The sequence below is a fragment of the Mesorhizobium sp. M1004 genome (assembly GCF_040318795.1).
Lineage (GTDB): Bacteria > Pseudomonadota > Alphaproteobacteria > Rhizobiales > Rhizobiaceae > Mesorhizobium.
The window spans coordinates 1-24,646 of the sequence record NZ_JAMYNB010000003.1 but is presented as its reverse complement, the minus strand read 5'-3'; the positions used below and the strand labels follow the sequence as shown (position 1 = coordinate 24,646).

At 63.2% G+C, this 24,646-nt stretch carries 23 protein-coding genes and 1 tRNA gene; 6 read left to right on the top strand and 18 right to left on the bottom strand.

From position 1 onward, the window contains the following. Positions 1-51: 51 nt before the first annotated feature. Positions 52-1,161 carry an alanine racemase gene (gene alr / locus NKH54_RS06990; RefSeq protein WP_031197166.1) on the bottom strand — a complete coding sequence of 370 codons (1,110 nt, stop codon included), beginning with the start codon at positions 1,159-1,161 and terminating at the stop codon, positions 52-54. Between the two features lie 271 nt (positions 1,162-1,432). Then, positions 1,433-1,945: an RNA pyrophosphohydrolase gene (locus NKH54_RS06985; RefSeq protein ID WP_023693158.1), complete on the bottom strand. Its 513-nt coding sequence runs from the start codon at positions 1,943-1,945 to the stop codon at positions 1,433-1,435. Between the two features lie 47 nt (positions 1,946-1,992). Here NKH54_RS06985 and NKH54_RS06980 point away from each other — a divergent pair, with 47 nt between their 5' ends. Further along, positions 1,993-2,457, top strand: a complete 465-nt coding sequence (locus tag NKH54_RS06980) for a DUF8220 family protein (RefSeq protein ID WP_245261401.1) — start codon at positions 1,993-1,995, stop codon at positions 2,455-2,457. A gap of 19 nt (positions 2,458-2,476) precedes the next feature. On the opposite strand, the gene NKH54_RS06975 is transcribed toward NKH54_RS06980, so the two are convergent. The 5 genes from NKH54_RS06975 to rsfS all read right to left on the bottom strand — a co-directional run bounded on the left by NKH54_RS06975 (position 2,477) and on the right by rsfS (position 7,572). Further along, positions 2,477-3,658 carry a divergent polysaccharide deacetylase family protein gene (locus NKH54_RS06975; RefSeq protein WP_023815252.1) on the bottom strand — a complete coding sequence of 394 codons (1,182 nt, stop codon included), beginning with the start codon at positions 3,656-3,658 and terminating at the stop codon, positions 2,477-2,479. Between the two features lie 183 nt (positions 3,659-3,841). Next, the gene (locus NKH54_RS06970; protein ID WP_023668701.1) at positions 3,842-5,167 is read right to left on the bottom strand and encodes a S41 family peptidase; all 1,326 of its coding nucleotides are present in this window, start codon (positions 5,165-5,167) and stop codon (positions 3,842-3,844) included. Between the two features lies 1 nt (position 5,168). After that, complete coding sequence (locus NKH54_RS06965; RefSeq protein ID WP_023668700.1) at positions 5,169-6,527, bottom strand: murein hydrolase activator EnvC family protein; 1,359 nt, start codon at positions 6,525-6,527, stop codon at positions 5,169-5,171. 122 nt (positions 6,528-6,649) lie between these two features. Then, positions 6,650-7,132 (bottom strand): 23S rRNA (pseudouridine(1915)-N(3))-methyltransferase RlmH, encoded by a 483-nt coding sequence (gene rlmH / locus NKH54_RS06960; protein ID WP_023684125.1) that lies wholly within the window; start codon positions 7,130-7,132, stop codon positions 6,650-6,652. Between the two features lie 62 nt (positions 7,133-7,194). After that, positions 7,195-7,572 carry a ribosome silencing factor gene (rsfS, locus tag NKH54_RS06955; RefSeq protein WP_023668698.1) on the bottom strand — a complete coding sequence of 126 codons (378 nt, stop codon included), beginning with the start codon at positions 7,570-7,572 and terminating at the stop codon, positions 7,195-7,197. Between the two features lie 241 nt (positions 7,573-7,813). Here rsfS and NKH54_RS06950 point away from each other — a divergent pair, with 241 nt between their 5' ends. Further along, complete coding sequence (locus NKH54_RS06950) at positions 7,814-8,668, top strand: mechanosensitive ion channel family protein (RefSeq protein ID WP_023736854.1); 855 nt, start codon at positions 7,814-7,816, stop codon at positions 8,666-8,668. 15 nt (positions 8,669-8,683) lie between these two features. On the opposite strand, the gene NKH54_RS06945 is transcribed toward NKH54_RS06950, so the two are convergent. The 5 genes from NKH54_RS06945 to obgE all read right to left on the bottom strand — a co-directional run bounded on the left by NKH54_RS06945 (position 8,684) and on the right by obgE (position 14,292). Continuing rightward, positions 8,684-9,964: an MFS transporter gene (locus tag NKH54_RS06945; RefSeq protein WP_023818237.1), complete on the bottom strand. Its 1,281-nt coding sequence runs from the start codon at positions 9,962-9,964 to the stop codon at positions 8,684-8,686. Positions 9,965-10,038: 74 nt separating this feature from the next. Beyond that, complete coding sequence (locus tag NKH54_RS06940) at positions 10,039-10,626, bottom strand: nicotinate-nucleotide adenylyltransferase (RefSeq protein ID WP_023693161.1); 588 nt, start codon at positions 10,624-10,626, stop codon at positions 10,039-10,041. A 163-nt stretch (positions 10,627-10,789) separates the two neighbouring features. Then, positions 10,790-12,076: a glutamate-5-semialdehyde dehydrogenase gene (locus NKH54_RS06935; protein ID WP_023818238.1), complete on the bottom strand. Its 1,287-nt coding sequence runs from the start codon at positions 12,074-12,076 to the stop codon at positions 10,790-10,792. A 3-nt stretch (positions 12,077-12,079) separates the two neighbouring features. Then, positions 12,080-13,258 (bottom strand): glutamate 5-kinase, encoded by a 1,179-nt coding sequence (gene proB, locus NKH54_RS06930; protein WP_023744952.1) that lies wholly within the window; start codon positions 13,256-13,258, stop codon positions 12,080-12,082. A gap of 2 nt (positions 13,259-13,260) precedes the next feature. Continuing rightward, a complete protein-coding gene (gene obgE / locus NKH54_RS06925) occupies positions 13,261-14,292 on the bottom strand; it encodes a GTPase ObgE (RefSeq protein WP_023693164.1) in 1,032 nt (343 codons plus the stop codon). 167 nt (positions 14,293-14,459) lie between these two features. On the opposite strand from obgE, the gene NKH54_RS06920 reads away from it, so the two are divergent. Further along, the gene (locus NKH54_RS06920) at positions 14,460-15,323 is read left to right on the top strand and encodes an endonuclease/exonuclease/phosphatase family protein (RefSeq protein WP_023668690.1); all 864 of its coding nucleotides are present in this window, start codon (positions 14,460-14,462) and stop codon (positions 15,321-15,323) included. 191 nt (positions 15,324-15,514) lie between these two features. On the opposite strand, the gene NKH54_RS06915 is transcribed toward NKH54_RS06920, so the two are convergent. The 3 genes from NKH54_RS06915 to NKH54_RS06905 form a co-directional block, all read right to left on the bottom strand. Beyond that, positions 15,515-16,102, bottom strand: a complete 588-nt coding sequence (locus tag NKH54_RS06915) for a GNAT family N-acetyltransferase (RefSeq protein WP_023684119.1) — start codon at positions 16,100-16,102, stop codon at positions 15,515-15,517. A gap of 132 nt (positions 16,103-16,234) precedes the next feature. Then, on the bottom strand, positions 16,235-16,504 hold the full coding sequence (gene rpmA / locus NKH54_RS06910) for a 50S ribosomal protein L27 (protein ID WP_015315190.1): 270 nt from the start codon (positions 16,502-16,504) through the stop codon (positions 16,235-16,237). A 99-nt stretch (positions 16,505-16,603) separates the two neighbouring features. Then, entirely contained in the window at positions 16,604-17,311 is a 708-nt protein-coding gene (locus NKH54_RS06905; protein ID WP_023684118.1) for a 50S ribosomal protein L21, read from the bottom strand. 369 nt (positions 17,312-17,680) lie between these two features. Between NKH54_RS06905 and NKH54_RS06900 the strand changes: the two genes are divergently transcribed. Beyond that, positions 17,681-17,770 (top strand) — tRNA-Ser (locus NKH54_RS06900). Between the two features lie 140 nt (positions 17,771-17,910). Here the strand turns inward: NKH54_RS06900 and NKH54_RS06895 are convergent. Next, positions 17,911-19,890 carry a putative bifunctional diguanylate cyclase/phosphodiesterase gene (locus tag NKH54_RS06895; RefSeq protein ID WP_353027926.1) on the bottom strand — a complete coding sequence of 660 codons (1,980 nt, stop codon included), beginning with the start codon at positions 19,888-19,890 and terminating at the stop codon, positions 17,911-17,913. A gap of 266 nt (positions 19,891-20,156) precedes the next feature. Between NKH54_RS06895 and NKH54_RS06890 the strand changes: the two genes are divergently transcribed. Continuing rightward, entirely contained in the window at positions 20,157-21,203 is a 1,047-nt protein-coding gene (locus NKH54_RS06890; protein WP_023831772.1) for a class I SAM-dependent methyltransferase, read from the top strand. A 276-nt stretch (positions 21,204-21,479) separates the two neighbouring features. Here the strand turns inward: NKH54_RS06890 and NKH54_RS06885 are convergent, their stop codons facing one another. After that, positions 21,480-22,373 carry an SDR family oxidoreductase gene (locus tag NKH54_RS06885; protein ID WP_023728674.1) on the bottom strand — a complete coding sequence of 298 codons (894 nt, stop codon included), beginning with the start codon at positions 22,371-22,373 and terminating at the stop codon, positions 21,480-21,482. Positions 22,374-22,499: 126 nt separating this feature from the next. On the opposite strand from NKH54_RS06885, the gene NKH54_RS06880 reads away from it, so the two are divergent. Beyond that, on the top strand, positions 22,500-23,438 hold the full coding sequence (locus tag NKH54_RS06880; protein WP_023693170.1) for an AraC family transcriptional regulator: 939 nt from the start codon (positions 22,500-22,502) through the stop codon (positions 23,436-23,438). Positions 23,439-24,206: 768 nt separating this feature from the next. Here the strand turns inward: NKH54_RS06880 and NKH54_RS06875 are convergent. Further along, complete coding sequence (locus tag NKH54_RS06875) at positions 24,207-24,359, bottom strand: hypothetical protein (RefSeq protein ID WP_023684112.1); 153 nt, start codon at positions 24,357-24,359, stop codon at positions 24,207-24,209. Positions 24,360-24,646: the final 287 nt, after the last annotated feature.

The following is a 24,646-nucleotide window of genomic DNA, read 5'->3' as shown; positions in this document are numbered from 1 at the left end:
TCCTGTCTGCCGGATTCTGCGGCGTCCGCCAAGGGGCGGCGTGTCGCGGCTCTATTCGTTGATATAGCGGCGGTGGAAGCGGGGGCCGAGACTGGTCAGGATTTCATAACCGATCGTGCCGGCATGACCGGCGGCGTCATCGACGCTCTGCGAGGGGCCTAGGAGTTCGACAAGGTCGCCCTCGCGCAGCCGGCCGGCCGGCAGGGCCGAGATGTCGAGGATGATCGAATCCATCGACACCCGCCCGACAAAGGGCAGTCGCACGCCGTCGAGCCAGGCAGCCGAAGCCGCGCGCCGGTGCCAGCCATCGGCATAGCCGAGCGAGATCGTGGCCGCGCGCAAGGGACCGCTGGCCAGAAACGCATGTCCGTAGCCGACGCCCGCGCCCTTATCGATGCCGCGTGTCTGGATGATCTTTGCCTCGAGCCGCACCACCGGCAGCATCGGGTTCGCCTCATCAGGCGTCGGATTGATGCCGTAGAGCGCAGCGCCCGGACGCGCGAGGTCGTACTGATAGCGCGGCCCAAGAAAGATGCCGGAGGAATTGTCCAGCGACGCCGGCGCCTTGGGCAGCATTTTGCGCAGCCGTTCGAACTCCCTGAGTTGCGCGTCATTGGCCGCATTGGTCGGTTCGTCCGCACGGGCCAGATGGCTCATGACGAGAACGACATCGACGCCGGCGAAAGCATCGGCCGTAAGCGCCTCGACCTCTGCCGGCGCCATGCCCAGCCGCGACATGCCGCTGTCGACCTGGATGGCGGCCTTGAGCTTGCGGCCGGCCTTCTGGCCGGCTTTGCTCCACGCCTTCAATTGTCCGCCACTGTTGATGACGGGAACAAGGTCGGCAGCCACCGCTTCGGGTTCCGAGCCCGGCGGCAGCCCGTTCAGCACATGGATTTCCAGCTTCGGTCCGAGTGCGTCGCGCAGCGCGACACCCTCGGTGAGATGCGCGACAAAGAAGCTGTCGCAGCCTTCGGCAACCAGTGCCGCCGCCACTTGCCGCGCGCCGAGCCCGTAACCGTCGGCCTTGACGACGCCGGCGCAACGCACGCCGCCGAGCTTTGCCTTGAGCCGCCGGTAATTCTCTCGGATAGCGCCGAGATCGATGGTGAGAATGGCGCCGGCCGCCGCTTCGCTGATCGTATCTTTGGCTTTATGCATCGCAGACCCGCTGAAGTCGGCGCTGCCCCTCATTGTCCTGCCGGATATTTCTCCCCGGCCCTATACGGGGAGTTGAGGAGCGGTCGGCGTAAAGCGGACGAAAAGCCAACTGCTTGGCTTTTCGAGTGACGAAAGCCGGCAGGCGGGTGAGGGGCAGCCCAGACGCTGCGCTAAGAGGCCATTGCCCGGCGTCGTTCATATGGGTCTCGTGGCTGCGGGTGTCCCGATCAATAAAGCACGAATCAGGTGCCGTGCGAACCGTCACATCCAGCTAGGCAAGATGACGGAACGCCGCCACCACATCCTCATAGACCTTGCGTTTGAACGGCACTATCAGATCGGGCAGGTCCTGCATCGGCCGCCATGCCCATTCATCGAATTCGGCGGTGTGGCCGCCCGGCGGCGGATTGATCTGGATCTCTCTGGTCTCGCCGTGAAAGCGGTAGGCGAACCATTTCTGCGTCTGGCCGCGATAGCGGCCCTTGAGGGCGATGCCGACCAGATCGGGCGGCAGGTCGTAGTTGATCCAATGCGGCGCCTCGGCCAGCAGCGTGACCGAGCGCATGCCGGTCTCTTCATAGAGCTCGCGCCCGGCCGCCTGCAGCGGCTCCTCGCCCTCGTCGATGCCGCCTTGCGGCATCTGCCAGAGCTGCGTGGTCCCGGCAAATTCGCTGTCCGGTTCGGCGATGCGGTGCCCAACCCAGACCAGCCCGTCGCCATTGAGGATCATCAGCCCGACACAGGGGCGGTATGGCAGCGTCTCGGGATCGATCTTTTTAGCCATCGGAGTTTAAAGCCGTTCTGAGATTCGCTCCGGCGAGGCAGTGGCGAATGATTTCGAGAACCGGAGCGGAGCGTACTCAAAGTAGGCTTGCCCCGGAAGCGGAAAACGTGGGTTCGTTCCAGTCACTGCCACCCGGCCCCGTTGCCGCCGTTGCGGTCGAATGGCAGAGTAATTCCATGAAAAATATTCAAATCATCGACGGCGCCTTGAACGCAACCTTCAGCGTGTTCGAGGCAACAGAGGAGGAGTACGCCGCCATCTTCCCGGATGGAAGAGACATGGAACTGGCCGAAGATTTATTTGAGCGGCTTGGTGAAGACGAGGCAGGTCGCGTGCTGGCGCCGCTTTGGGGTCGTCCCATCCTGAAACGCGATGTGCTCGGAATCCACGGCACCCTGTTCTACAACAACGAATATCGGCGGAGACACATCCCGCAATCAAAGCGCGAGGTCGACTGGGATGATGGTTCAATCAATCAGGCCCAGAGAGAGCTCTTTTCTCGGCATCGTTGAAAATCGCCACAAGCGCCGGTCAGCCCTTTTCCGGGTCGATGGCCACCGCCGAGATCGGCACGATCTCGATGCCGCGCTTTTTCGCTTCGACCGCCCAGAACGCCACGGTGTCGACGGTGAGGTCGAAAGCCGAGCCGATGCCGACGGCGGAGCCTTTCGCACGCGCGGTCGCTTCCAGCGCGTCGAGCTTTTTCAGGATGGCGCCGCGGTCCTGCACGGCGTCGATTGCCGTATCGCCGGCGACGAACGGCACACCGTCCTTCAAGGCGAGATCGGACGCCAAGCTCCGTGCGGACGAGCCGTCATCGATATAGGCAAGGCCGCGCTTGCCAAGCTCGGCCATGAACGGCCCCATCGCTGTCGCGTCGGCCGAAAAGCGCGCCCCCATATAGTTCATGACGCCGGTATAGTTGGTGGTCCGCGACAGCGCCCAGCGCAGATTCTTCAGATTGTCGTCCTGGCTTGCCGCCACTGTCAGCGTGTTGCGGCCGGGATTGACATTGGGATAGTCGAACGGTTCGAGCGGCACCTGCATGACCACCTCATGCCCGCTCTGCCGTGCCGCCTGCATCCACCGGCCAATGCTGTTGCCTTGCGGCGCAAAAGCCAGCGTCACTTCGGCCGGCAGCTTGGCGATCGCCGCCTGCGTGCCGGTCTGCGACACGGCAAGCCCGCCGATGACGATTGCCACGCGAGCGCCGCGCGAACCCGACCACGGCCGCGCATAGACATCGAACGGCCGCCGGCCGTCAGCGGCGCGAACCGGGAGTGGGCCGGTGTCGCTGGCCTCGATCAGCGCCCTGTCGGGGACATGCGCGATCTTCAGGTTCTGGCCGATCGTCGACGGGTCGTGGATGACAATGGCTGCATTGGGCGGGCCGTCACCCTCCTGGGTTTGCACATGGATGATCTGCGGACCGCTGGCCTTGGGCGTTTCCGCCTTCGGCGCTGCCGCCGTCGCTTGAGCAGTGGGCGCTGCGGCCGCGGGCTCGGCCGCCGCCGTCACCTTTGGCGTCGAGACCGCGATTGCTTCCGGTTTGCGGAACGGCTTCTCGCGCAGCGCGATCGCGCCGGAGATGCCGACCGCGGCCAGCACGACCAGCGTCGCCGCGACGGCGCCAGCGCTGATCCCGCGCGACGCAGCACGCGGTCGGACGGTCTGTCCGAGCGGGCGTTCGATGTCCTTGCCGACGTCAGCCAAGCCGCATCCCCGGGCGCGTGATCAGCGAAATCTTTTCGCCATGCGCAGATCCAAAACTGAAGGCGCGTCCCCTGCGCCTTTTGAGGCGCAGCGCCCAGCTGCCCCCGAATCAAACTGCCGGAACCTCACGGTCCCGGCAGCATTGCATCGCTTCGATTGGGCAGCCAGAGCTACCAGTCGATTTTACTGGTTGAGCACTGCCTTTTCCGGATTCGGCGGGAATGCCGGATCGGTCTTCTGGCCGCGCAGCAGCTGTTCGGCATAGATCAGCTGCAGATCGTCCTTCGGATCCGGCGGCACATAGGCAGCCGAGCCCGAGCCGGTATCGCTCTCGTCGGCGCCCTTGATATGGCCCTTGAGGTCCGATTCGCCGCGCGTCAGGTCCCTGCCCTGCAGTTCGGGCGGCAGCGGCTGGTCGACCTTGATATCGGGTGTGATACCCTTGCCCTGGATCGACTTGCCGGACGGCGTGTAATAGAGCGCCGTCGTCAGGCGCAGCGCGCCGTTCTCGCCAAGCGGGATGATGGTCTGCACCGAGCCCTTGCCGAACGACTGCGTGCCGACCACTGTGGCGCGGCGCAGGTCCTGCAGCGCGCCGGCGACGATCTCGGAGGCGCTGGCCGAACCGCCATTGACGAGCACGATCAGCGGCTTGGCGCCGATGTCGTCGCCTGCCTTGGCGTCGAAGCGTGTGACGTCCTTCGGGTCGCGGCCGCGGGTCGAGACGATCTCGCCACGGTCGAGGAAGGCGTCGGACACGCTCACCGCCTGGTCGAGCAGGCCGCCCGGGTTGAGGCGCAGATCGAGCACATAGCCCTTGAGCTTGTCGTTCGGCACCTGCTTCTTGATGGTGTCGATGGCATTCTCGAGGTCGTCATAGGTCTTTTCGGTGAAGGAGGTGATCTTCATGTAGCCGATGTCGTTCTCGACCCGGAACTTGACCGCCTTGACCTTGATGATATCGCGCACCACCGTCAGCTCGATCGGCTTGTCGGCGCCTTGGCGCAGGATGGTCAGCTTGATCGGCGTGTTGACCAGGCCGCGCATCTTTTCGACTGCATCGTTGAGCGTCAGGCCGCGAACCTCTTGGCCGTCGATCTTGGCGATATAGTCGCCGGCCAGCACGCCTGCCTTGGCAGCCGGGGTGTCGTCGATCGGCGTGATCACCTTGACCAGGTCGTTCTCCATGGTGACCTCGATGCCGAGGCCGCCGAACTCACCCTTGGTCTGCACGCGCATGTCCTGCGCCTGCTCGGCATTCATGTAGGAGGAGTGCGGGTCGAGCGAGGTGAGCATGCCGTTGATGGCGTTTTCGACCAGCGACTTGTCGTCCGGCGGCGTCACATACTGCGCCCGCACGCGCTCGAAGATGTCGCCGAAGATCGCCAGTTGCTTGTAGGTCTCGGAGCCTGCAGCGTTCGCCGTCGAGCCGGGGGCGCCATAGACCAGGCTCATCGCTGACGCGCCCATCAGCGCACCGGCAATAAGAAGCGACAGTTTCCGCATCATTTCACGTCCTTCCAGAGAAGCGGTCCGCCCACCATGGGGTCGGATCGACGGGTTTTCCATCCTTGCGGAACTCGACATAGAGTTCCGGCGTGGCATTTCCATTCTTCGAGGCCGAGGTGCTTGCCACCCGGGCCTCTCCCATCGCGCCGACCGGCTCTCCTGCGAGCACCGACTGGCCAGACGCGACGCTGATTCTGCTCATCCCCGCCAGGACGACATGATAGCCGTCTCCCGCATTGAGGATCAAGAGTTGACCATAGGAGCGAAAAGGCCCCGCATAAAGCACATTTCCGTCCGCCGGTGCCGTGACGATGGCTCCCGATTGTGTCGCAACCATGTCGCCAAGCATCACCGCGCCGTTACCGTCATCGGCCCCGAAACGCAGCTTGATCTTGCCGGTGACCGGCAGCGAGACTTGTCCCTGAAGTGCCGAAAACGGCGCGGCGGCGGTGAGGCGGTTGCCTTCCGGCACGGGCAGCGAAGCCAGCTCCGTCGACGCGGTTGTGCCTGCATCGGCGTTATCGGCGTCCGGCTTATCGCTGTCGGCCGCTTTCTGTTCGCCTGCCTTGACGGCATCCGCCGCCTTGCGGCTCTTGTCGGCTTCAAGCGAAGCGATCAGCTCTTTCAGGCTGCCGGCCTTGGCCGCAAGCGCCTGGGATCGCTGCTTTTCAGCGGCCATCGCCGTCCAGGTGTCAGCCTCGAGCTTCTGCTTGGCTTCGAGCAGCATGGAGAGGCGTTTCTTTTCCGCCGTCTGCTCGCCGACCGCCGCTGTCAGCCGCGTCCGCTCGGCCTCGATCGAGGCCGTCACCCGGGTCTGTTCCCTGAGGTCGGCCAGCAATTTGTCGGTCTGCTGGCGCAGTTCCGGCACCACTGCGCCGAGCAGGATGGCGCTGCGCACCGACGACAGTGCGTCTTCCGGCTTGACCAGGATCGCCGGCGGCGGATTGAGCCCCATGCGCTGCAGCGCCCCCAGCACCTCGGCCAGCACGTCGCGCCGCGCCGCCAGCGAGACACGGATCTTCTGTTCCTCGCCCTTCAGTCCTTCGAGCCTGGCGCCGATATCCTCGATGTCCTGGCCGAGCTTCTGCTCGGTCATCGCCGACTGGATAAGCGCCGCGGTGATCGAGGCATGGTCCTTCTTGACCGAAGCAATGTCGGCGGCGAGCTTGGCCAGCCGTTCGGACGACAGCGTGATCTCGGCCGACACCTTCTCATATTCGGCACGGCTCAGATCGGGGTCGGGCGCCACGTCCAGCGTATTTTCGGCCCGCGCAAGCCCGAGCGACAGCAAAACCACTGCTGCAGCGATGCCGCAGCGCGCGTGCCGGAAGCCCGTTCGTGATTTCCCGTTGTCAGCCATTGAAGCCCGACTCTATGCGTGGCTTCGTTAACGAACCATCAACCATGATCGAACCGAAGCCTAGCACAAAACAGCCGCGCATTGGGGCGGAAATCCGGACGATTGATCCTCGACCCACTGATTTACGAACGGTGGTAGGGATGTCCCGAAAGAATCGTTGCCGCCCGATAGAGCTGCTCGCCCAGCATGACGCGCACCAGTTGGTGCGGCCAGGTCGCCGCGCCGAACGAGACTATCAGCTCAGCCTGATCGCGAATCGACTGGTCGTGCCCGTCGGCGCCGCCAATGGCGATGACCAACGCCTTGCGTCCGCCATCGCGCAGCTGGCCGATACGGCTGGCGAAATCGTCTGAGGACAGGTTTTTGCCGCGTTCGTCGAGCAGGAACAGCGCCGTGCCCGGCTGCAGCTGTGCCTGCAGCTTCTGGCCTTCCTCGCGGCGGCGCTCATTGGCGTTCTGGGCTCGTCCCTCGGCGATCTCGGCGACACCAGAGAATTCGAACCCGATCGCCGGGCCGCTCTTGGCGAAACGCTCGAAATAGCGGTCGGCGAGTTCTCTCTCGGGGCCGGCCTTCATCCGGCCCACGGCATGAACTGCTATCTTCATCCCTGCCTCGGCGAGCTTTCAATCCATGTCGCACCCCGGATGGTTACGACATGAGACGGAGCTCAGTGCAAGGTCTCTTCCTCAAGGTCCGGCGCCTGCCACATCTTTTCAAGATTGTAGAATTCGCGGACTTCTGGGCGGAAGACATGGACGATGATGTCGCCTGAATCGATCAGGACCCAGTCGGCGCCGGACAGCCCCTCGACGCGCGCCGTGCCGAGACCGGCATCCTTGAGCGCCTTGAGCAGGTGGTCGGCGACAGCCGAGACATGACGGTGCGACCGGCCCGACGCGATGACCATATAGTCGCCGAGGCTCGATTTCCGCTGAATGTCGATTGAGACAATATTTTCGGCCTTGGAGTCTTCCAGACTGGCAAGGACTGTCTTGATGGCACGGGACACGGCGTCATCTACGCTGATCCTGGCCGGCGAAGGCATGACGTCAGCCTTCTTCCGCAATGCTGTTCTCAGTGTATTTCCTTTCGCAGCAAGAACAACCAAATCACCCACGAAATCAGGTGACACCCTATAGATAGGCAGAGTTCCCTTGCAGTTTCAAGACGGGAGGCCCTGCCACCGCGAACGCAGTGCACGACTTCCGGTTCCGGAGCCTTGAGAAAAATCGGAACCCATGGCCGCGGCAGGGGTTATCGACACACCCCCCAAACGGATTTTCCTGATGCCAATCGACCCCCAGAACACGCTGCTCACCGTGCAGGCTGGCCTTGCGCAACTCAGCACACTGATCGTTTCCTATTCCTTCTCCGCCATCGGCGCCATCATCCTGCTGGTCGTCGGCTATCTCGTCGCCGGGCTCGCAGAACGATCGATCTCAGCCGGCCTCGGCCATATCCATGGTTTCGACGCGACGCTGCGCCATTTCTTCTCGAAGATCGTGCGCTACGCCATCCTGATCCTGGTGGTCATCATGGTGCTCGGCCAGTTCGGCGTTCAGACGGCCTCGATCATCGCCGCCATCGGCGCCATCGGGCTGGCAATCGGCCTGGCGCTGCAAGGCACGCTGCAGAACATCGCCGCAGGCATCATGCTTCTGGCGCTCAGGCCATTCCGCATCGGCGAATATGTCGAGGTCGGCGCCATTTCCGGCACCGTCGAGGAAATCGGCCTGTTCGCCACCAAGCTCCGCACGACAGACGGCGTCTATGTGCTGGCGCCCAATTCGACGCTGTGGAACCAGCCGGTGCGCAATTTTACTCGCAACGGTGTGCGCCGCGGAGACATCACGCTGAGCATCGGCTCCTGGAACGACATCGACCTGGCGCAGAAAACCATGCTGGGCGTTGCCGGCGGCGAGCGCCGCGTCAAGCGAGAGCCGGCGCCGATCGCCTTCGTCGCCACGGTGGGCGATGCCAGCGTCGCCATCACCTTGCGCTACTGGACCACGGCGGCGGATTTCTTCGCCACCCAGATCGATCTCACCAAACGCGTCAAGCAGGCGTTCGACGCCGAAGCCATTTCGGTTCCCGCACCTCCGCCGGAGGCTCGACAGGAAACTGCCGCTACCAGGCAGTAGGAGCTGTGAAACCGTTCAGCGCTTATCTTCCGGGGCGTAGGCGAGCTCCACCGGCAGCGGCGCCTGCGCCGACATCGGCGCGAAACTGCTGGTCTCCGTAGCGGGGACGGCGCGCGTGGTGGCCACTCGCCACAGCACGAACAGGCAGAAGACAGTGGCGATGACGATGGCCACATAAATGAAGGCCTGCGTGCCATAGACAGCCGACAGGGCCGTCACGATACCCGGCACGATGAACCCCGACAGCGACCAGGCAAACAGCAACGAACTCGACAGCGCCACCATGTCGTCCTTGCCGGCGCGGTCGGCGGCATGCGCGCTGGCCAGCGAATAGATCGATTCCGAGGCGCCGTCCCAGACGATGTAGATCACCACGAGCACCATCAGCGCGCCGCCGTCGAAGCCGATGGCCAGAATACCGGCGACGATGGCCAGTGCCGCAGCGCCGGCCAGCACGTAACGGCGATCGGTACGGTCGGAAATCCAGCCGAGCGGTATCTGCAGGATCAGCGTGCCGACGGGCATCGCCGACAAAAGCAGCGCCACATCGGCCTGGCTATAGCCTTTGGCCGTGGCATGGATCGGTGCGAACCCGGCGATCGCCATCGACAGACCGCCGACGGCCAGCATGCCGGCCACGCCGACCGGCGAGATCCGCCAGGCGCGGCCAAGCGCCACGGAGGCTGCGCGAGGTGGCGGCGGTTGAGCCAACCGCGTCATGCCGACCGGCAGGATCGACACTGCGGTGAAGGCAATGCCGATCAGCGGCGCCTGCGCCGTCGCGATGTCGACCGCCGCCAGCAGGGCATAGCCGACGCCAAGTCCGGCGACATAGGCGACGTAAAACACCGCCATCACCCGGCCGCGAATGGCGTTTGCGACGGCATCGTTGAGCCAGCTCTGGGCGACGATGAACAGGCCGCATATTGCAAAACCGTAAAGCGCGCGTGCCGCGATCCACAGCAGCGGGTAGGTGCCGGCGCCAATGGCAGCATTCGACAGCGCTATCAGCGCCGACAGCACCATGAAGGCGCGGGCGTGCCCGACGCGGCGCACCAGCGGCCCGGTCAGGATACAGCCGGCAAGCCCGCCGGCCGACAGGCCGGTGATGATCAGCCCGGCCCAGGTCGGATCGAAGCGCTCGACGCCAAGCCGGACCGGGATATAGGCGAACATCAACCCGTTGCCGACCGCGATCAGCGCCATCGACACGATTACGCTGGCAATGGCGATCACGGGCGCCGGCGGGGCGCCATGATTGGGGTCGATGTCGGTCTGGTTCACTGAAGTGGCCATATCCAGCGCAGCATCGCCCAGCCAATCGCGAAAGGCCGCCGTAAAAGCGACATCGGCGATCTGGTCTTACGGAGTTACCCCTTGGCTTGCTGGCGAATAGCACTCGATGACAGCGACGAGCGTGGGCCGTGGATGAAGGTCCAGGCCGGCGCCTTCATGCGCGCGAGCCGGGGCGCATCACCCTCGTCGACGCGGGCATAGTCGAACGTCTTGGCCACGACCGAGGACAGGAAGGACAGCGTCGCGCCCGGGCGGTCGATGACCGCGATGGGGAAGGTCATGACGATCTGGCGCCAGCGCTGCCAACGGTGGAAATCGCGAAGTGAGTCGGCGCCCATGATCCAGACGAAGTCGACGCCGGGATTGCGTGCCTTGACCAGCGCCAGCGTGTCGGCGGTGAAGCGAATATGATGCGCCGCCTCGAAGGCGGTGACCTTGATCTTCGGGTTCTTGGCGACCTGCTCCGACTGGAGCAGCCGGTCGCTCAGCGGCGCCAATTCCCTGGTGCTCTTCAGCGGATTGCCAGGCGTCACTATCCACCATAGCTGGTCGAGCGCCAGCCGCCTGAGCGCGATTTCCGCCACCAGCGCATGACCGGCATGCGGCGGGTTGAACGAGCCGCCGAACAGGCCGACGGCAAGGCCCTTTTCGGCATGCGGCATGCGGAGGTAGTGCGAGGAAAGAGGCGCCCCACCCTCCCCCTTGTGGGGAGGGTCGATCCGCGAAGCGGAGCGGGGTGGGGGGATTGCAGAATTCAGCGTCGTACCCCCACCCGGCTCGCTGCGCTCGCCACCCTCCCCACAAGGGGGAGGGTAAGGCCAGCGCTCAAGGCCTCACCTGTCCCGACCCGCGCACGCGGTATTTGAACGAGGTCAGCTGCTCGACACCAACCGGTCCGCGCGCGTGCATCTTGCCGGTGGCGATGCCGATCTCGGCGCCCATGCCGAACTCGCCGCCATCGGCGAACTGGGTGGAGGCATTGTGCAGGAGAATCGCCGAGTCGATCTCGCTGAAGAAGCGCTGCACAGCCTTTGCATCCTCGGCGATGATCGCCTCTGTGTGGTGTGAGGAGAACGTCTCGATATGGTCGATGGCGCCGGCAATCCCGTCGACCAGCTTTACCGCGATGATGGCGTCGAGATATTCGGTCATCCAGTCGGCATCGGTCGCCGGCTTGGCGTCGAAGAACAGCTTCATCACTTCCTGATCGGCATGGATCTCGCAGCCGGCGGCGCGTAGCGCGTCGAGGATCGGCACCAGATGTGTGGAGGCCACCGCGCGGTCGACCAGCAAAGTCTCTGCAGCGCCACAGACACCGGTGCGCCGCATCTTGGCGTTGACGGCGATCCTGACCGCCATGTCGAGATCGGCCGAGCGGTCGATGTAGAGATGGCAGATGCCTTCAAGATGGGCAAAGACCGGCACCCGCGCCTCGCTCTGGACGCGCCCGACCAGGCTCTTGCCGCCCCGCGGAATGATGACGTCGAGATTGCCGCCAAGCCCTTTCAGCATCTCGCCGACGGCGGCGCGGTCGGTGGTCGGCACCAGCTGAATGGCGTCTTCCGGCAGGCCGGCGGCCTTCAGCCCCTCGACCAGGCAGGCATGAATGGCGGCGGACGAATTGAGCGAATCCGAGCCGCCGCGCAGGATCACCGGATTGCCGGCCTTGAGGCAGAGCGCGCCGGCATCCGCCGTCACATTTGGCCGGCTTTCATAAATGACGCCGACAACGCCGAGCGGCGTGCGCACGCGCTCGATCTGCAGGCCGTTGGGGCGATCCCAGGCGGCAATCACATCGCCGACCGGGTCCCTGAGCTCGGCGATTTCACGGATGCCATCCGCCATGGCACGGGTGCCCGCCGGATCGAGCTTCAACCGGTCCATGAAGGAGCCGGACAAGCCCGATTCGTGTCCGTTAGAGACATCGATGGCGTTGGCATCGAGAATCTGCTGCTGGCGCGCGATGATCGCGTCGGCCATGGCGAGAAGTGCGGCATCCTTGGCGGCGGCGGTCGCAATCGCCAACGGTCGGGCGGCCGCGCGGGCGCGGCGGCCGATATCAGCCATCAGCGCGACGGTGTCATCCCCGGATTGTTCATGCAACTTCAGCATGTCTCATCCTCCGCTTACCTCGCCCCCGGCCCATAGCTGGCCGGCAGGCCGTATCTGGTCACCCGGATCGCTCACCACCAGATCGTCCCTGTGGATCATCGCCGAGCGCGCCTCGTAGCCGAGCACGGTTTCGATCTCGGCGGTCTTCAGGCCTGCGATCCTTACGGCATCGGCGGCATCGTAGGCAACAAGCCCGCGCGCGATCTCGCGCCCTTCCGGCGACAGGATGGCCACCGTGTCGCCGCGCGAGAAATTGCCGCTGACCAGCCTGACGCCGGCTGGCAGCAAAGATTTGCCGGACAGCAGCGCACCGATGGCGCCGGCGTCGACGGTGAGCCGCCCGGCCGGTTCGAGCTGGCCGGCGATCCAGGTCTTGTAGCCTTTCACCGGATTGGCGCTCGGCCTGAAGAAGGTGGCGCGCTCGCCACGTTCGATCGCCATCAGTGGCGACAGCCTGGTGCCCGAGGTGATGATCATGGCGGTGCCGGCGGCGGTGGCGATCTTGCCGGCATCGAGCTTGGTGCGCATGCCGCCGCGCGACAGTTCGGATGCGGCCGCCCCGGCCATAGCCTCGATATCGGGCGTGATGCGGTCGACCACCGGAATGAATTTTGCATCGGGATCGCGCGCCGGCGGCGCCGTATAGAGCCCGTCAATGTCGGAGAGCAGCACAAGCAGGTCGGCGCCCATCATCGTCGCCACCCGGGCCGCCAGCCGGTCATTGTCGCCATAGCGGATTTCGGAGGTCGCCACCGTGTCGTTCTCATTGATGACCGGCACCGCCTTCATCTTGAGCAGCGTCGAGATCGTCGCGCGGGCATTCAGATAGCGGCGGCGCTCTTCGGTGTCGCCCAGCGTCAGCAGGATCTGGCCCGATTTCAGCGAACCCTTGCCCAGCGCATCCGACCACGCGCCGGCCAGCGCGATCTGGCCGACGGCCGCAGCCGCCTGGCTTTCTTCCAGCTTCAGCGCCCGTTTGCCGAGACCGAGAATGGTGCGGCCGAGCGCAATGGCGCCGGACGATACGACCAGGATCTCGGCGCCGCCATTGGCGAGCACCGCAATATCCTCGGCAAGCGAGGCAAGCCAGTCGCGCTTCAGGCCGCTGGTGCGGTCGACCAGCAAGGCCGAACCGATCTTGACTGTGATGCGCCGGTATTTTGTCAGCGATTGCGCCGTCATCGCTATTGGTCCCAGCGGGTCTCGACGGGAGCGGCAGCCCTGTCGCGCGCTTCGCCGACAACCGCCATCAGCGCCCGCAGCACCGCTTCGACGCCCTCGCCGGTGGCCGCCGACAGCAGCATCGGCGCGCGGCCGGCAGCGCGTTTGAGCGACGCAACCTTCTTCTTGCGCTCATCGGCGTCGAGGATATCGACCTGGCTCAGCGCCACGATCTCGACCTTCTCGATCAGCCCATTGCCATAGGCATCCAGCTCGGCGCGCACGGTCTTGTAGGCCTTTCCAGGATTTTCCTCCTGCGCCGAGACCAGGTGCAAAAGCACACGCGTGCGCTCGACATGGCCGAGGAACCGGTCGCCGATGCCGACACCCTCATGCGCGCCCTCGATGAGGCCCGGAATGTCGGCGATGACGAATTCGCGCGCATCGATGCGGGCAACGCCGAGACCTGGATGCAGCGTGGTGAAGGGGTAGTCGGCGATCTTTGGCTTGGCCGCGGTGACGGTTGCCAGAAAAGTCGACTTGCCGGCATTTGGCAGCCCGACCAGGCCGGCGTCGGCAATCAGCTTCAGCCGCAGCCAGACATTCATCTCTTCGCCGGGCTGGCCGGGATTGGCGCGGCGAGGCGCCTGGTTGGTCGAGGTCTTGAAATGCTGGTTGCCGAAACCGCCATTGCCGCCCTTGGCCAGCAGGAAGCGCTGGCCGACCACGGTCAGGTCGCAGATCAGCGTCTCATTGTCCTCGGCAAACACCTGGGTTCCGGCCGGCACCTTGAGCGTCACATCGGCGCCCTTGGCGCCGGTCATGTTGCGGCCCATGCCGTGGACACCAGTCTTGGCCTTGAAATGCTGCTGATAGCGATAGTCGATCAGCGTGTTGAGACCGTTGACCGCTTCCAGCCAGACATCGCCGCCGCGGCCGCCGTCGCCGCCATCCGGGCCGCCGAACTCGATGAATTTTTCGCGCCGGAACGACACAGAGCCGGCGCCACCGTCGCCGGAGCGGATATAAACCTTGGCTTGATCGAGAAATTTCATTGGACTACGCAGTTTCTGTTGGCCTTGCGGCTTTGCTCTAGATCTTGCGCCTTGCTCTAAACCAAGGCGCGGCCAAGGGCGAGGCCGTTTTGCGACTAAAGCGCCGGATGCCCTTTTGTCGGGGACGCGGTAGCAGTGTTCGCGGACGGAGCTTGAGGGGCGCGGGAATGAAGGTTGTGAGCTACAACATCCAGTACGGTATCGGTCTGGATGGCCGCTACGATCTCGGCCGCATCACCGAGGCGGTTCGCGGCGCCGACGTGATCGCGCTGCAGGAAGTGACCCGCAACAATCCGAGGAACGGCAACCGCGACATGGTCGCCGAGATCGGTGAGGCGCTGCCCGAATATTTTGCCGCCTACGGCAGCAATTTCGAGGTCAATGTCGGCTCGCGCCTGGAGGCCGGCCGCGCCATCACCACCACTTTCCAGCTCGGCAACATGGTGCTGTCGAAGACGCCGATCCATCTGTCGCGCAATCTGCTTTTGCCGCGCAGCCGCAGCCTTGAGGCGATGAACTTCCAGCGCGGCGCACTCGAGGCGCTGGTCGAGACCCCGCTCGGCTTCATCCGCTTCTATTCCACGCATCTCGACCATCGCAGTCCGGTTGAGCGCGCCAGCCAGATCCGTTTCCTGCGCCAGCGCCTGTTGAACTATGCCTTCGAGGGCGGCGGTCTCTCCGGCATTCCCGAGATCGGCCTGCCGGACCTGCCCTATCCCGAAGCCTTCATCGTCATGGGCGACTTCAACATGCTGCCCGGCTCGCCCGAATATGTCGAACTCGTCGGCCGCCCGGACCATGAATTCGGCATGCCCTTGACCGCCGATCTCGCCGTCGACGTCGCCCAGCGCCTGAACACACCAGACGTCGTCACCTGGGTCGATCCCACGCGACCCGAAGACACAAGCCGCCACAAGCGCATCGACTACATCTTTACCTCGGCCTCGCTCGCCGGATCGCTGAAGCGCCTGTGGGTCGACCCGCAAGCGGTCGGTTCGGACCATCTCCCGATTTGGGTCGAGATGGGCTGAGTTGAGCCCGATCCACAACCAACGTTTCCAAACCTGTCGTTTGGAGGCACGCGCCTAGGTGTTGAGATTCAGGTCAGGCCGAGCCGAAAACACTGGTTTTCGAGAACCGGAGCGGAGTGTACTTAAGTACGTGCACCGGAAGCGCATAAGACCCGCGTTTGCAGGCCGGCCTCACCTGAATATCAAAACACCTAGAAATGCACCCAGTTTCGAAGACTGATCCAGGTCTTTCTGTCCAGCCGGTACCGCTCGACCGGCACCTGGCCGGCGACGATCGAGTTCAGCATGCCCTGGCCGGCATACTGGAAGCCGCATTTGTGGATGACCCGGCGCGAGGCCGGATTGATCACCCGCGTCGAAGCCTGCAGCACGTGGATCGACGTCCGTTGGAAGGCAAGGTCGACCAACGCGTGCGCGGCCTCCGTCGCATAGCCGCGCTTCCAATAGGGCTCGCCGATCCAGTAGCCGAGTTCCAGCCCTCGATCGGTCATGTTGAGGCCGGCGCAGCCGACGAAAATGTCGGTGCCGGCGAGCGTCAGGGCGTAGGCGATGCCGGCCCGGCGCGACCGGGTCATAGCCAGGAAGGCGCGTGCCTCGGCCTCGCCATAGGGGTGCGGCATGCGGGCCAGCATCTCGGCGACGTGACGGTTGTCGGCAAGCTCGACCAGTTGCGCGATGTCGGCTTCACACGGGGCGCGCATCACCAGCCGCTCCGTGGCCAGCACCGGGCAATCTATCGCGTAACTTTCGTCTTCGGTGTCTTCCGCTTCGGCAACCATTCGACGTCCTCCAGGCAAGAAAAAAGGGGAGATGGAAAACCCATCTCCCCTGATCCTTTTCCTGGCTCCATTCACTGGTTTGGCCAGACACCGGTTCCCGAGATGGGCGCCGGTTTTATAGTGCGGAACCGGCTACTCCGCGGCTTTGGTAATCGGGTTGACCGATACGTAGGTTCGGCCGTTGGCTTTTTTGTTAAAGGTGACTGCGCCGGTCTCGAGCGCAAAAAGGGTGTGGTCCGTGCCCATGCCGACATTGACGCCGGGATGCCAGGTGGTGCCGCGTTGACGGATGATGATGTTGCCCGGGATGACGGCTTCGCCGCCGAACTTCTTCACGCCCAGACGCTTGGAATGCGAGTCGCGACCGTTGCGCGACGAGCCGCCAGCTTTCTTGTGTGCCATCTAACTAACTCCGATGCGCCCTGGGGCGCTTGAATGGTCTTATGAACGCGTTCGCGTTCCGTTTCAAGTCCGATCCGGCGACCTTGTCGCCGGTTCGTTTTACTTCTTCGCCAGTTCCTTGGCCTGCTCGCGCCAGTCGTTGATCTGGTCGGTGCTGAAGGGCATGTGCGCGTCGATCTTGGCCACGTCCTTGTCCGACAGCTTGGCAAGCTGGGCGAAGGTGGTGATGCCCTGCTCGTGCAGCTGGCCGGCGGCAACCGGGCCGATGCCCTTGATCACGGCCAAATCGTCCGGCTCGCCCTTCGGCGCCTTGAACAGCGGCGCGGCGACGGCGGCCTCCGTCTTGGCTTCATCCTTCGGAGCAACCTCGGCTTTGGCTTCCTTCTTCGCCTTGGCTTCCTTCGTCGCGGCCTCGGCCTTCGCCTCGGGCGCTACGTCAGCCTTGACTTCCTTGGCTTCCACCTTGGCTGCGGCCTTCTTGGAAGGCTTGGCGCCACCCAGCAGGATCTCGGCGATCCGCACGGTGGTCAGAAGCTGGCGGTGGCCGATCTTGCGGCGCGAATTCTGCCGGCGGCGCTTCTTGAAAGCGATGACGGTGCGGTTCTTGCCCTGCTCGACGACTTCCGCCGTGACCAGAGCGCCATCGACGAACGGGGCGCCGAAGGTGACATTTTCGCCTTCGCCATGGGCGAGGACGCTGCCGATTTCGACGATATCGCCGACATTGGCTTCGAGCTTCTCGATCTTCAGGAGATCGTTGGCGGCAACGCGATACTGCTTACCGCCCGTTTTAATGACTGCGAACATTTTTTGCCTTTCGCTGTTCGGTCGGCCTCGATGAGCCGCGTCACGCGGTTCGGCCGTCTTTTTGTCAGTCTGCGGGTTCGAAAAACAAGCGGCGTGGAAGAACCCTCCACGCCGATTGCGCGCTTCCCCTAACCGAAGGTTCGGTACGAGTCAAGGCAAACGGGCGGAATCCTTGGCCACGCCGCCTCCTTGCCGCCCCCGATCTCTCCGGTCGAGGACCGGTTGGCCCCATCTGCCGACGTGGCCGCAACGCAGCCCTCCAGACAGAGCCCGCACAGGAAGCTGAATTCCCCCTCGGATTTGGCCTTGTAACCTGCCCGCCCAGCCGTTATCTAGTGCGCCGCGCCGGCAACGGCCGACCATGACCGCGGAGAGGTGGCAGAGTGGTCGAATGCACCGCACTCGAAATGCGGCATGGGTGCAAGCCCATCGGGGGTTCGAATCCCTCCCTCTCCGCCACCCTACGCCCTGCGGGCTTCGGGTGGCAGGCCACCCGGAACCGCATCTGGGCGTAGGAGTGTCGCCCGAAGCTACGAAGTAGCGTAGGGGGACCGGAATGAAGCAGGATGCCCTCCGAAGCTTCAGCGTAGAGGCTCCCGCTAGGCAACGAGGCCTTGCCTGATCTGGTTTACCTCTTCGATCGGCACGGGATGCCCGGTGAGGAAGCCCTGCATCAAATTTACCCCCAGGCGCTGCAGCAATATGTACTGCTCCTCCGTTTCGACGCCCTCGGCGAGCACGACATGGCCGAGATTGCGAAGCAGCCCGACCATGTCCCGCAACAGGCTCAAGCCACGAGACGTCTGGCAATCGTGGAGGAAGCTGCGATCAATCTTGACCACGTCGAATTTGAAGCGGCGGAGCCATGTCAAGCCGGCAAATCCCGTTCCGAAGTCGTCCAGCCAGATCTGAACGCCGAGTTTTCGCAACCGCTCCACGTTTCTTACCGCTTGCGCCTCCAGAAAGATGTCACTGCCTTCAGTGATTTCGATGGCCAGTTTCTGGGGCGCAAGGCCGTGCCTGCCAAGAATCTCGGTGATCCGGAGTGAAAAGTTAGGAGCCTTGAGCTGAAGAACGGAGACGTTCACCGTCACGACCGAGCCCAATCCGTATTCCGCCATGTCACCGCAGGCTCGATCGATCAGCCACGTACCCAGTTCCACGATCGCTCCGGTCTGCTCGGCAACGGGTATGAATACGGACGGACTGATCATGGTGCCGTCGAAGTCGCATACCCGCATCAGACTCTCGTGGCCCAGCACGCGTCCCGACGCCAGCTCGCGAATTGGCTGGTAGGCGACAGAAACGAGCTGGTTGGAAACTGCCACCTTCAGCAGTTCTGAAAGATTTTCGCCGGAGCGATCCTGGCTGGTGGCATGCGGGTCGTAAATCGTGAACGTAGCCCGACCGGCAAACTTGGACGCGTAGAGCGCGCGGTCAGCTTCCTGCAGCAGGATTCTAAGCTCTATGCTCTGATCGGCGCGCGTCAACGACGCCCCGGCACTGATCGTTACGATGTTGAGCTTGTCGCCCCGATCAGGGTGGTAGATATCCAAATCCTCTACAGCGCGACAGAATTTCTTCGTTATCTCATGAAGGTGAGCCCGCCCGGTGACCTTGCAGAGAATGACGAATTCTTCTCCGCCATAGCGGGCCGCGATGGCGTTGTTGGCAGCCGCCATCTCGGAGAGGACATGGGCGAGTTTGATCAGGCAATCGTCGCCGGCCTGATGACCAAGTCCGTCATTGAACCTTTTGAAGTAGTCGACGTCGATCAGAATGAGCCCTATCTCGTCGTCGTCCGCGGCCCAGTCTTCGCGCAGCTCCGAGAATTCTCGAATGATCGCCCTGCGGTTCTTCATTCCCGTGAGCGGATCGGTGTCGGCGATTTCGGTTAGCTTTTGCCCCTTCTTGATAGCAGCCTGCTCCTGGAATTGTGCCCGAAGCGCGTGCAGGAAGGTCTGGTAACGCTCCAGGCTCAGCCGCCACGAAAGATAAAGCGACAAGACGAGGCAGTTCACGAAATAGGCCGACAACACGACCCGACCGGCGATGTCGGCCTGAAGGGAGAACATCGCGGCGTACACAAAGCTTGCGGCGACCGTCGCGGAGGCAAGGGCTGAAAGCCAAAAACGGAAGTTGAAGAACAGATTCGCACCCAGGATGAACACGGTGCCAAAAACCATGAAATGGGAGAGGGCATCCTGATGCTCTGTTCCAACAGCGGAGACGAGCCACCCAAGGGCACCGGAGACAATCGCCAGCGCTGCTACAAGGTGCAAGGTGGCAAGGCCAAAGCCCCGTCGGGCGACAAATTCGACAAGCGCCAGGGAAGTGATCCCTAGCGTAACGCGCGTCAAAACAAGCCGGCCGGCGACATCCGGAAAGAGAAACCAATCGAAAAGGCCATAGGCCACATAGCTGAATACAGCAGCCGCAATACCCCATCGCACAAGGCTGCGATTCTGATCGGCATCCTTCTGCAGGAACAGTGTCAGGAGTTCCGGATCGGCGGAATGCCACCGCGGACGTCCAATCGCTGCCGCCACCTTCTGGGCAACGTCCTCGCTCAGTTGCATCGCAACGCTCCTCCGCGATCTGCAGTAGCGAATGCAACAGCCGACGTCGCCTGCGGTCGGGGAATGAAGACGTCCCTGTCCGCAAGAAAACTCAGATGTCGCTAACCGAGGGTAAACGGGCGGTTCGGATTTAGCCAGTTTGCAGGATTGATGGCCGTTCCGTTGATAAAATTTTACTAAAATTTTATTAAAATTATTAGCATTGGTTGGCGGCGCACCTATGCTGCTGGCCGGGGACCGGGGCGGTAAACCGGAGAGTAAACGGCATGCCTATCAAGCCAAAACTGCAGCTCGACCAATACAGCCTGGTCACCACCAGGCTGATGAAGAAACATGTTGCGACCTCCGAAGAGGCAGCTGACTCCGACGAGTTGAGGGACAGCACGGCCCAGCTCGCCCTGATACTGGACCTTGCTCATCAAGCCTTTGCGCGACACAAACCGGCCGCCCCCGTCGTCCATCGTTTGGCGGGGCGACTCCACAAGCTCCGCCGGCAGGTTGCTACCGCGGTTTGGCAGAAACTCGTTCCTTTGGCTCAGCAGCATCGGGTCGCGGAATATTTGCTCCAGGACCCGTTCACGCGGTGGTCGGTCGAAAAACCGCGCGGGTATTCGGGCGATGCAGGCCTGCTGGATATTTACTACAAGCATCCGATCGCCGACGAGATCGTGGCCTCGTCGACCTTACTTGGTCGGCAAATCTATGCCTACACCAGTGAAGCTGCCAGTTCGGTGGCGGGGCGCGAGCGGCGGGATATTCTGGCCAGGACCGTGGACGAGACGGCCAGCAGTGTGGAAAAGGCTGAGGTGCTGGCGATTGCCTGCGGCCACCTCAGGGAAGCCGAACGCTCCGACGCGTTGGCCAGGCATAAACTGCAACGTTGGATCGGCCTGGATCAGGACCCCGTCAGCGTAGCCACGGTGAACCACGACTTTGCCGGCACGGCAGTCGAGGCAGTCCAGGGTTCCGTACGCGGCATCCTGCGCCGCGCCTACGCCCTTGGCACATTCGATCTAGTCTACGCATCGGGGCTTTACGATTACCTGCCGCGTGCCATCGGCGTCCGCCTGCTTCAAAGAGCCATGGAACTCGTCAAGCCCGGTGGCGAATTCCTGTTTGCCAATTTCAGCGACGAGATAACGACGGATGGTTACATGGAGACTTTCATGGATTGGCCGCTCATCCTACGTTCGGCCGACGATATGTGGGACATCATCAATGCCGCCCTCGGCGGGAGTCCTTTCGACGCGAAAGTCTACTATGGCTCGAACCGGAATATCGTTTACGGCAAGGTGAGGAAGGGCGATCTCTAACTAGGCGCGGGAATCGCGCGCGCATCCCCGTAACAAGGTAGGTCTGCCATGACGAGGCCATGCCTTCGCCGGCTTTCCGGCGACGGGCGAGCAGGTCGTCCGGGCTGCGGGCGGCCTACGCCGTGTTCGTTCTGCTTGCCGCCATACAGATGTGGCGGCGGTTCCAGCAGCACGACGGTGCTGCCCGCTCGGCGGGCTGCGTCTGGCCGTGTTGCTGGCACTGCCGCTGATCGCCAGGCTGTCGGTCGTGCAATGCAACGCGACTGGCCGGCCTGATCAGGCCTCGAAATAGCGGGCAGGATCGAGATCGGCGATGAGCCCCGGCCCGGTCGGCTGCCATCCCAGCGCAGTGCGGGTCTGCTCACTTGACGCCGACAAGTCCCTGCCGATGAAATGCCCGAGAAAGCCGAAATGCGCAGCCGCGTCCTCGGGGCCTATGGAAACGACCGGCAGGCCGAGCCGGCGGCCGATGATCTCGGCGATCTCTTTGCTCGCCACGCCCTGTTCGGCAACCGCATGATAGCTGACGCCGCCCGCCCCCTTCTCCAGCGCCAGCCTGTACAGGGTGGCGGCGTCGAACCGGTGCACCGCCGCCCAGCGATTTGCGCCGTCGCCGACATAGGCCGAGACGCCCTTTTCACGCGCAATGGCAATCAGCATCGGCACGAAACCGTGATCGCCCTCGCCATGGACGGTCGGCGCCAGCCGCACCGTCGATGCGCGCACCCCGCGCGCTGCGAGCGCCACGGCCGTTGCTTCCGAAGCGCGCGGCATGGCGGCCGATGGAGGCGCGGGTTTGTCGTCTTCGGTTGCCGGCCTTCCCTGCGCAAAACCGGCGAGGCCGGAGGTGACAAGCAGCGGCCGCTCGGAACCCTCGAGCGCCGCGCCGAGCGTTTCGATGGCGCGCTGGTCAACTGCGCAACTGGCGGCGAATCTCGAAAAGTCGTGGTTGAAGGCCGTGTGGATGACGCCATCCGATTGGGCAGCGCCGCTGCGCAGGCTGTCAAAATCCTCGATATCGCCGCGATGCGCCTCGGCACCCGCGGCCACGATCGACTCCGCACCTGCTTCCGACCGCGCGAGGCCAAGCACCTGATGGCCCGCCCCGAGCAATTCCCGCACAACAGCCGAACCGACAAAACCGGTAGCCCCGGTAACGAACACACGCATGATGATTTCTCCTTGGTTTTTGTCGAGGGCCGTACAGGCAGCCCGTTGCGAAGGAGATAGAAGTTTGAGATCATACGATCTATACTGTAAAATCCGAGATATCTTCGCAATCGTCCGAGAACGCTCATGGATCCGCTGTCAGACGTGCTGTCGCTACTGAAGCCGCGCAATTACCTGTCGGCTGGGCTGGAAACCGGTGGCGACTGGGCGATCCAGTTTCCTGACCAGCAGGCCGCCATCAAATGCGGCGCCGTGGTGTCCGGCCGATGCTGGCTGTCGGTCGAGGGCGTCCCTGACGCGGTGCGGCTGGACGTGGGCGACTGCTTCCTGTTGCCGCGCGGCCGGCCTTTCCGCCTTGCCAGCGATCTCGGCCTGCCGACGGTCGATGCGCGAACGATCTTTTCACCGGCGCGGACCGGCGGCATCACCGTCCATAATGGCGGCGGCGATTTCCTCCTGGTCAGCAGTCGCTTCACGCTGTCCGGCGACCATGCCGGCATCCTCTTGCGGATGCTGCCGCCCATCGTCCACATCCGCGGCGAGAGCGACCATTCGGCGCTTCGCTGGCCGGTGGAGCGGATGATGCAGGAATTGCGCCAGCGGCGTCCCGGCGGCTTTCTCATCGTCGAGCACCTCGCCCACATGATCCTGATCGAGGCCTTGCGCCTGCATATGACCGCGCAAGGCAATGTCGGCTGGCTGTTCGCACTGACCGACAGGCAGATCGGCGCGGCGATCGGCGCCATGCACGAGGACCCGGCGCATGGCTGGACATTGCAGCAACTGGCGGAGCGCGCCGGCATGTCGCGATCGACTTTTGCGCTCAGATTCAAGCAGACGGTCGGGGCCTCACCCCTGGATTATCTGACGCGCTGGCGCATGATGCTGGCCGGCGACAGGCTGATGCATTCCGGCGATCCGGTTTCCGTCATCGCGCTGGCGCTCGGCTACGAATCCGAAAGCGCCTTCAGCACGGCATTCAAGCGCGTCATGGGCTGTTCGCCGCGGCAGTACAGCCGCCGGGAGCCGGACCTGACTGCGCAGGCCGAACGCGAAGCCGCCTGAGGCGGCGATCCGAGCGCCTTGATTACCTTGCCCTTAGAGGCTGTAGCGCGAACGAAACTCGGTGAACGACATCGCCAGATTGTTCTCGTCCACATGGCCGGTGATTCCGTCCACACTGCGCGAGTCGAGTTGTAGCGGGCGAGCCAGAGCGGACAATTGCCGAAGCCGCTCGGATTTCCCAGCGCGCTTCGACCGCTGCGGCCCTTCTGCTCAAATCGATCCCTTGCTTGCTCCATGGCATGCGCTTGACAATCGACTGATTCGCAACCCTTCGGGGATATAAGTATTCCAGTAACTTAGGGATAATCGGCAGCAGGAACTAGATTTCAGACGCTCAATTGGCACGAGCAAAATCGCGTTTTTCATGCTTTCAGAATGACTTGCTCGCGTGCTGGCGGTTAACCGGCACCAACTTCTCCGATTTCCTTGCCTCTACGGCTGGGTAGCGCAATAGGGTTAATTGCGCGATTGCTAATATGCCTATATCTTAGGCGGCGCGGGGGGCCTCATATCTTCCCGCAGTGGCCGGTGCGGTGAAGCCCCACAAGCATGCCCAACCTGCACCGGCCATTCCCTATGGCTGGGTATGGTGTTCCCGCTCGGCAATCTTTTCCAAGAGCTTCCGTGAAGCCTCTAGGACGCGTCGCGTTTCGGCGATGGTCGATTGCAGGGAGTCCAGTTGGCTCTCCGCTCGGAGCTGGCTACGGCGGGCGCTTTCAATGAACTGGTGGTCAGGTTCCCACCGGTCTTTCATCGGGCTTAGCCTCTCTACAGACGAACGAACTTGTCGAGAAGCAGGCGTATCCGCTGGCCCTCAGCATAGGACAGCGCAAACGGTTCAATCACGAATGATCGGGTAATTTCCTGGTCTTCCTTGGCCACAGGAACGGACCATTCGCCGCCGGCTTCGACCACTTCCACGCAAGGCAATGCTTTGCGGATTGGACCCACGTTTCCACCACAGCCTCTATACGAAAAGCAATGGTAACCTCGAGTTTTATACTCCCTTCGAAAGCGGGTTTTCAACAACAAAGATGGTCTGAATCATACCATTCGGGTCAGGGATAGCGGCTGCCGACGTAGCGTCTCCAAGGCCGAGAAAACCGGTAGTGTGCTGAGAGTTCTGCAAATTCGCTGAGAGGGGGCGGTCATGGCAGGCTGGTGATTGTTCACGTCACCTGATTCCCGCGAAGGAACGCCACCATGAC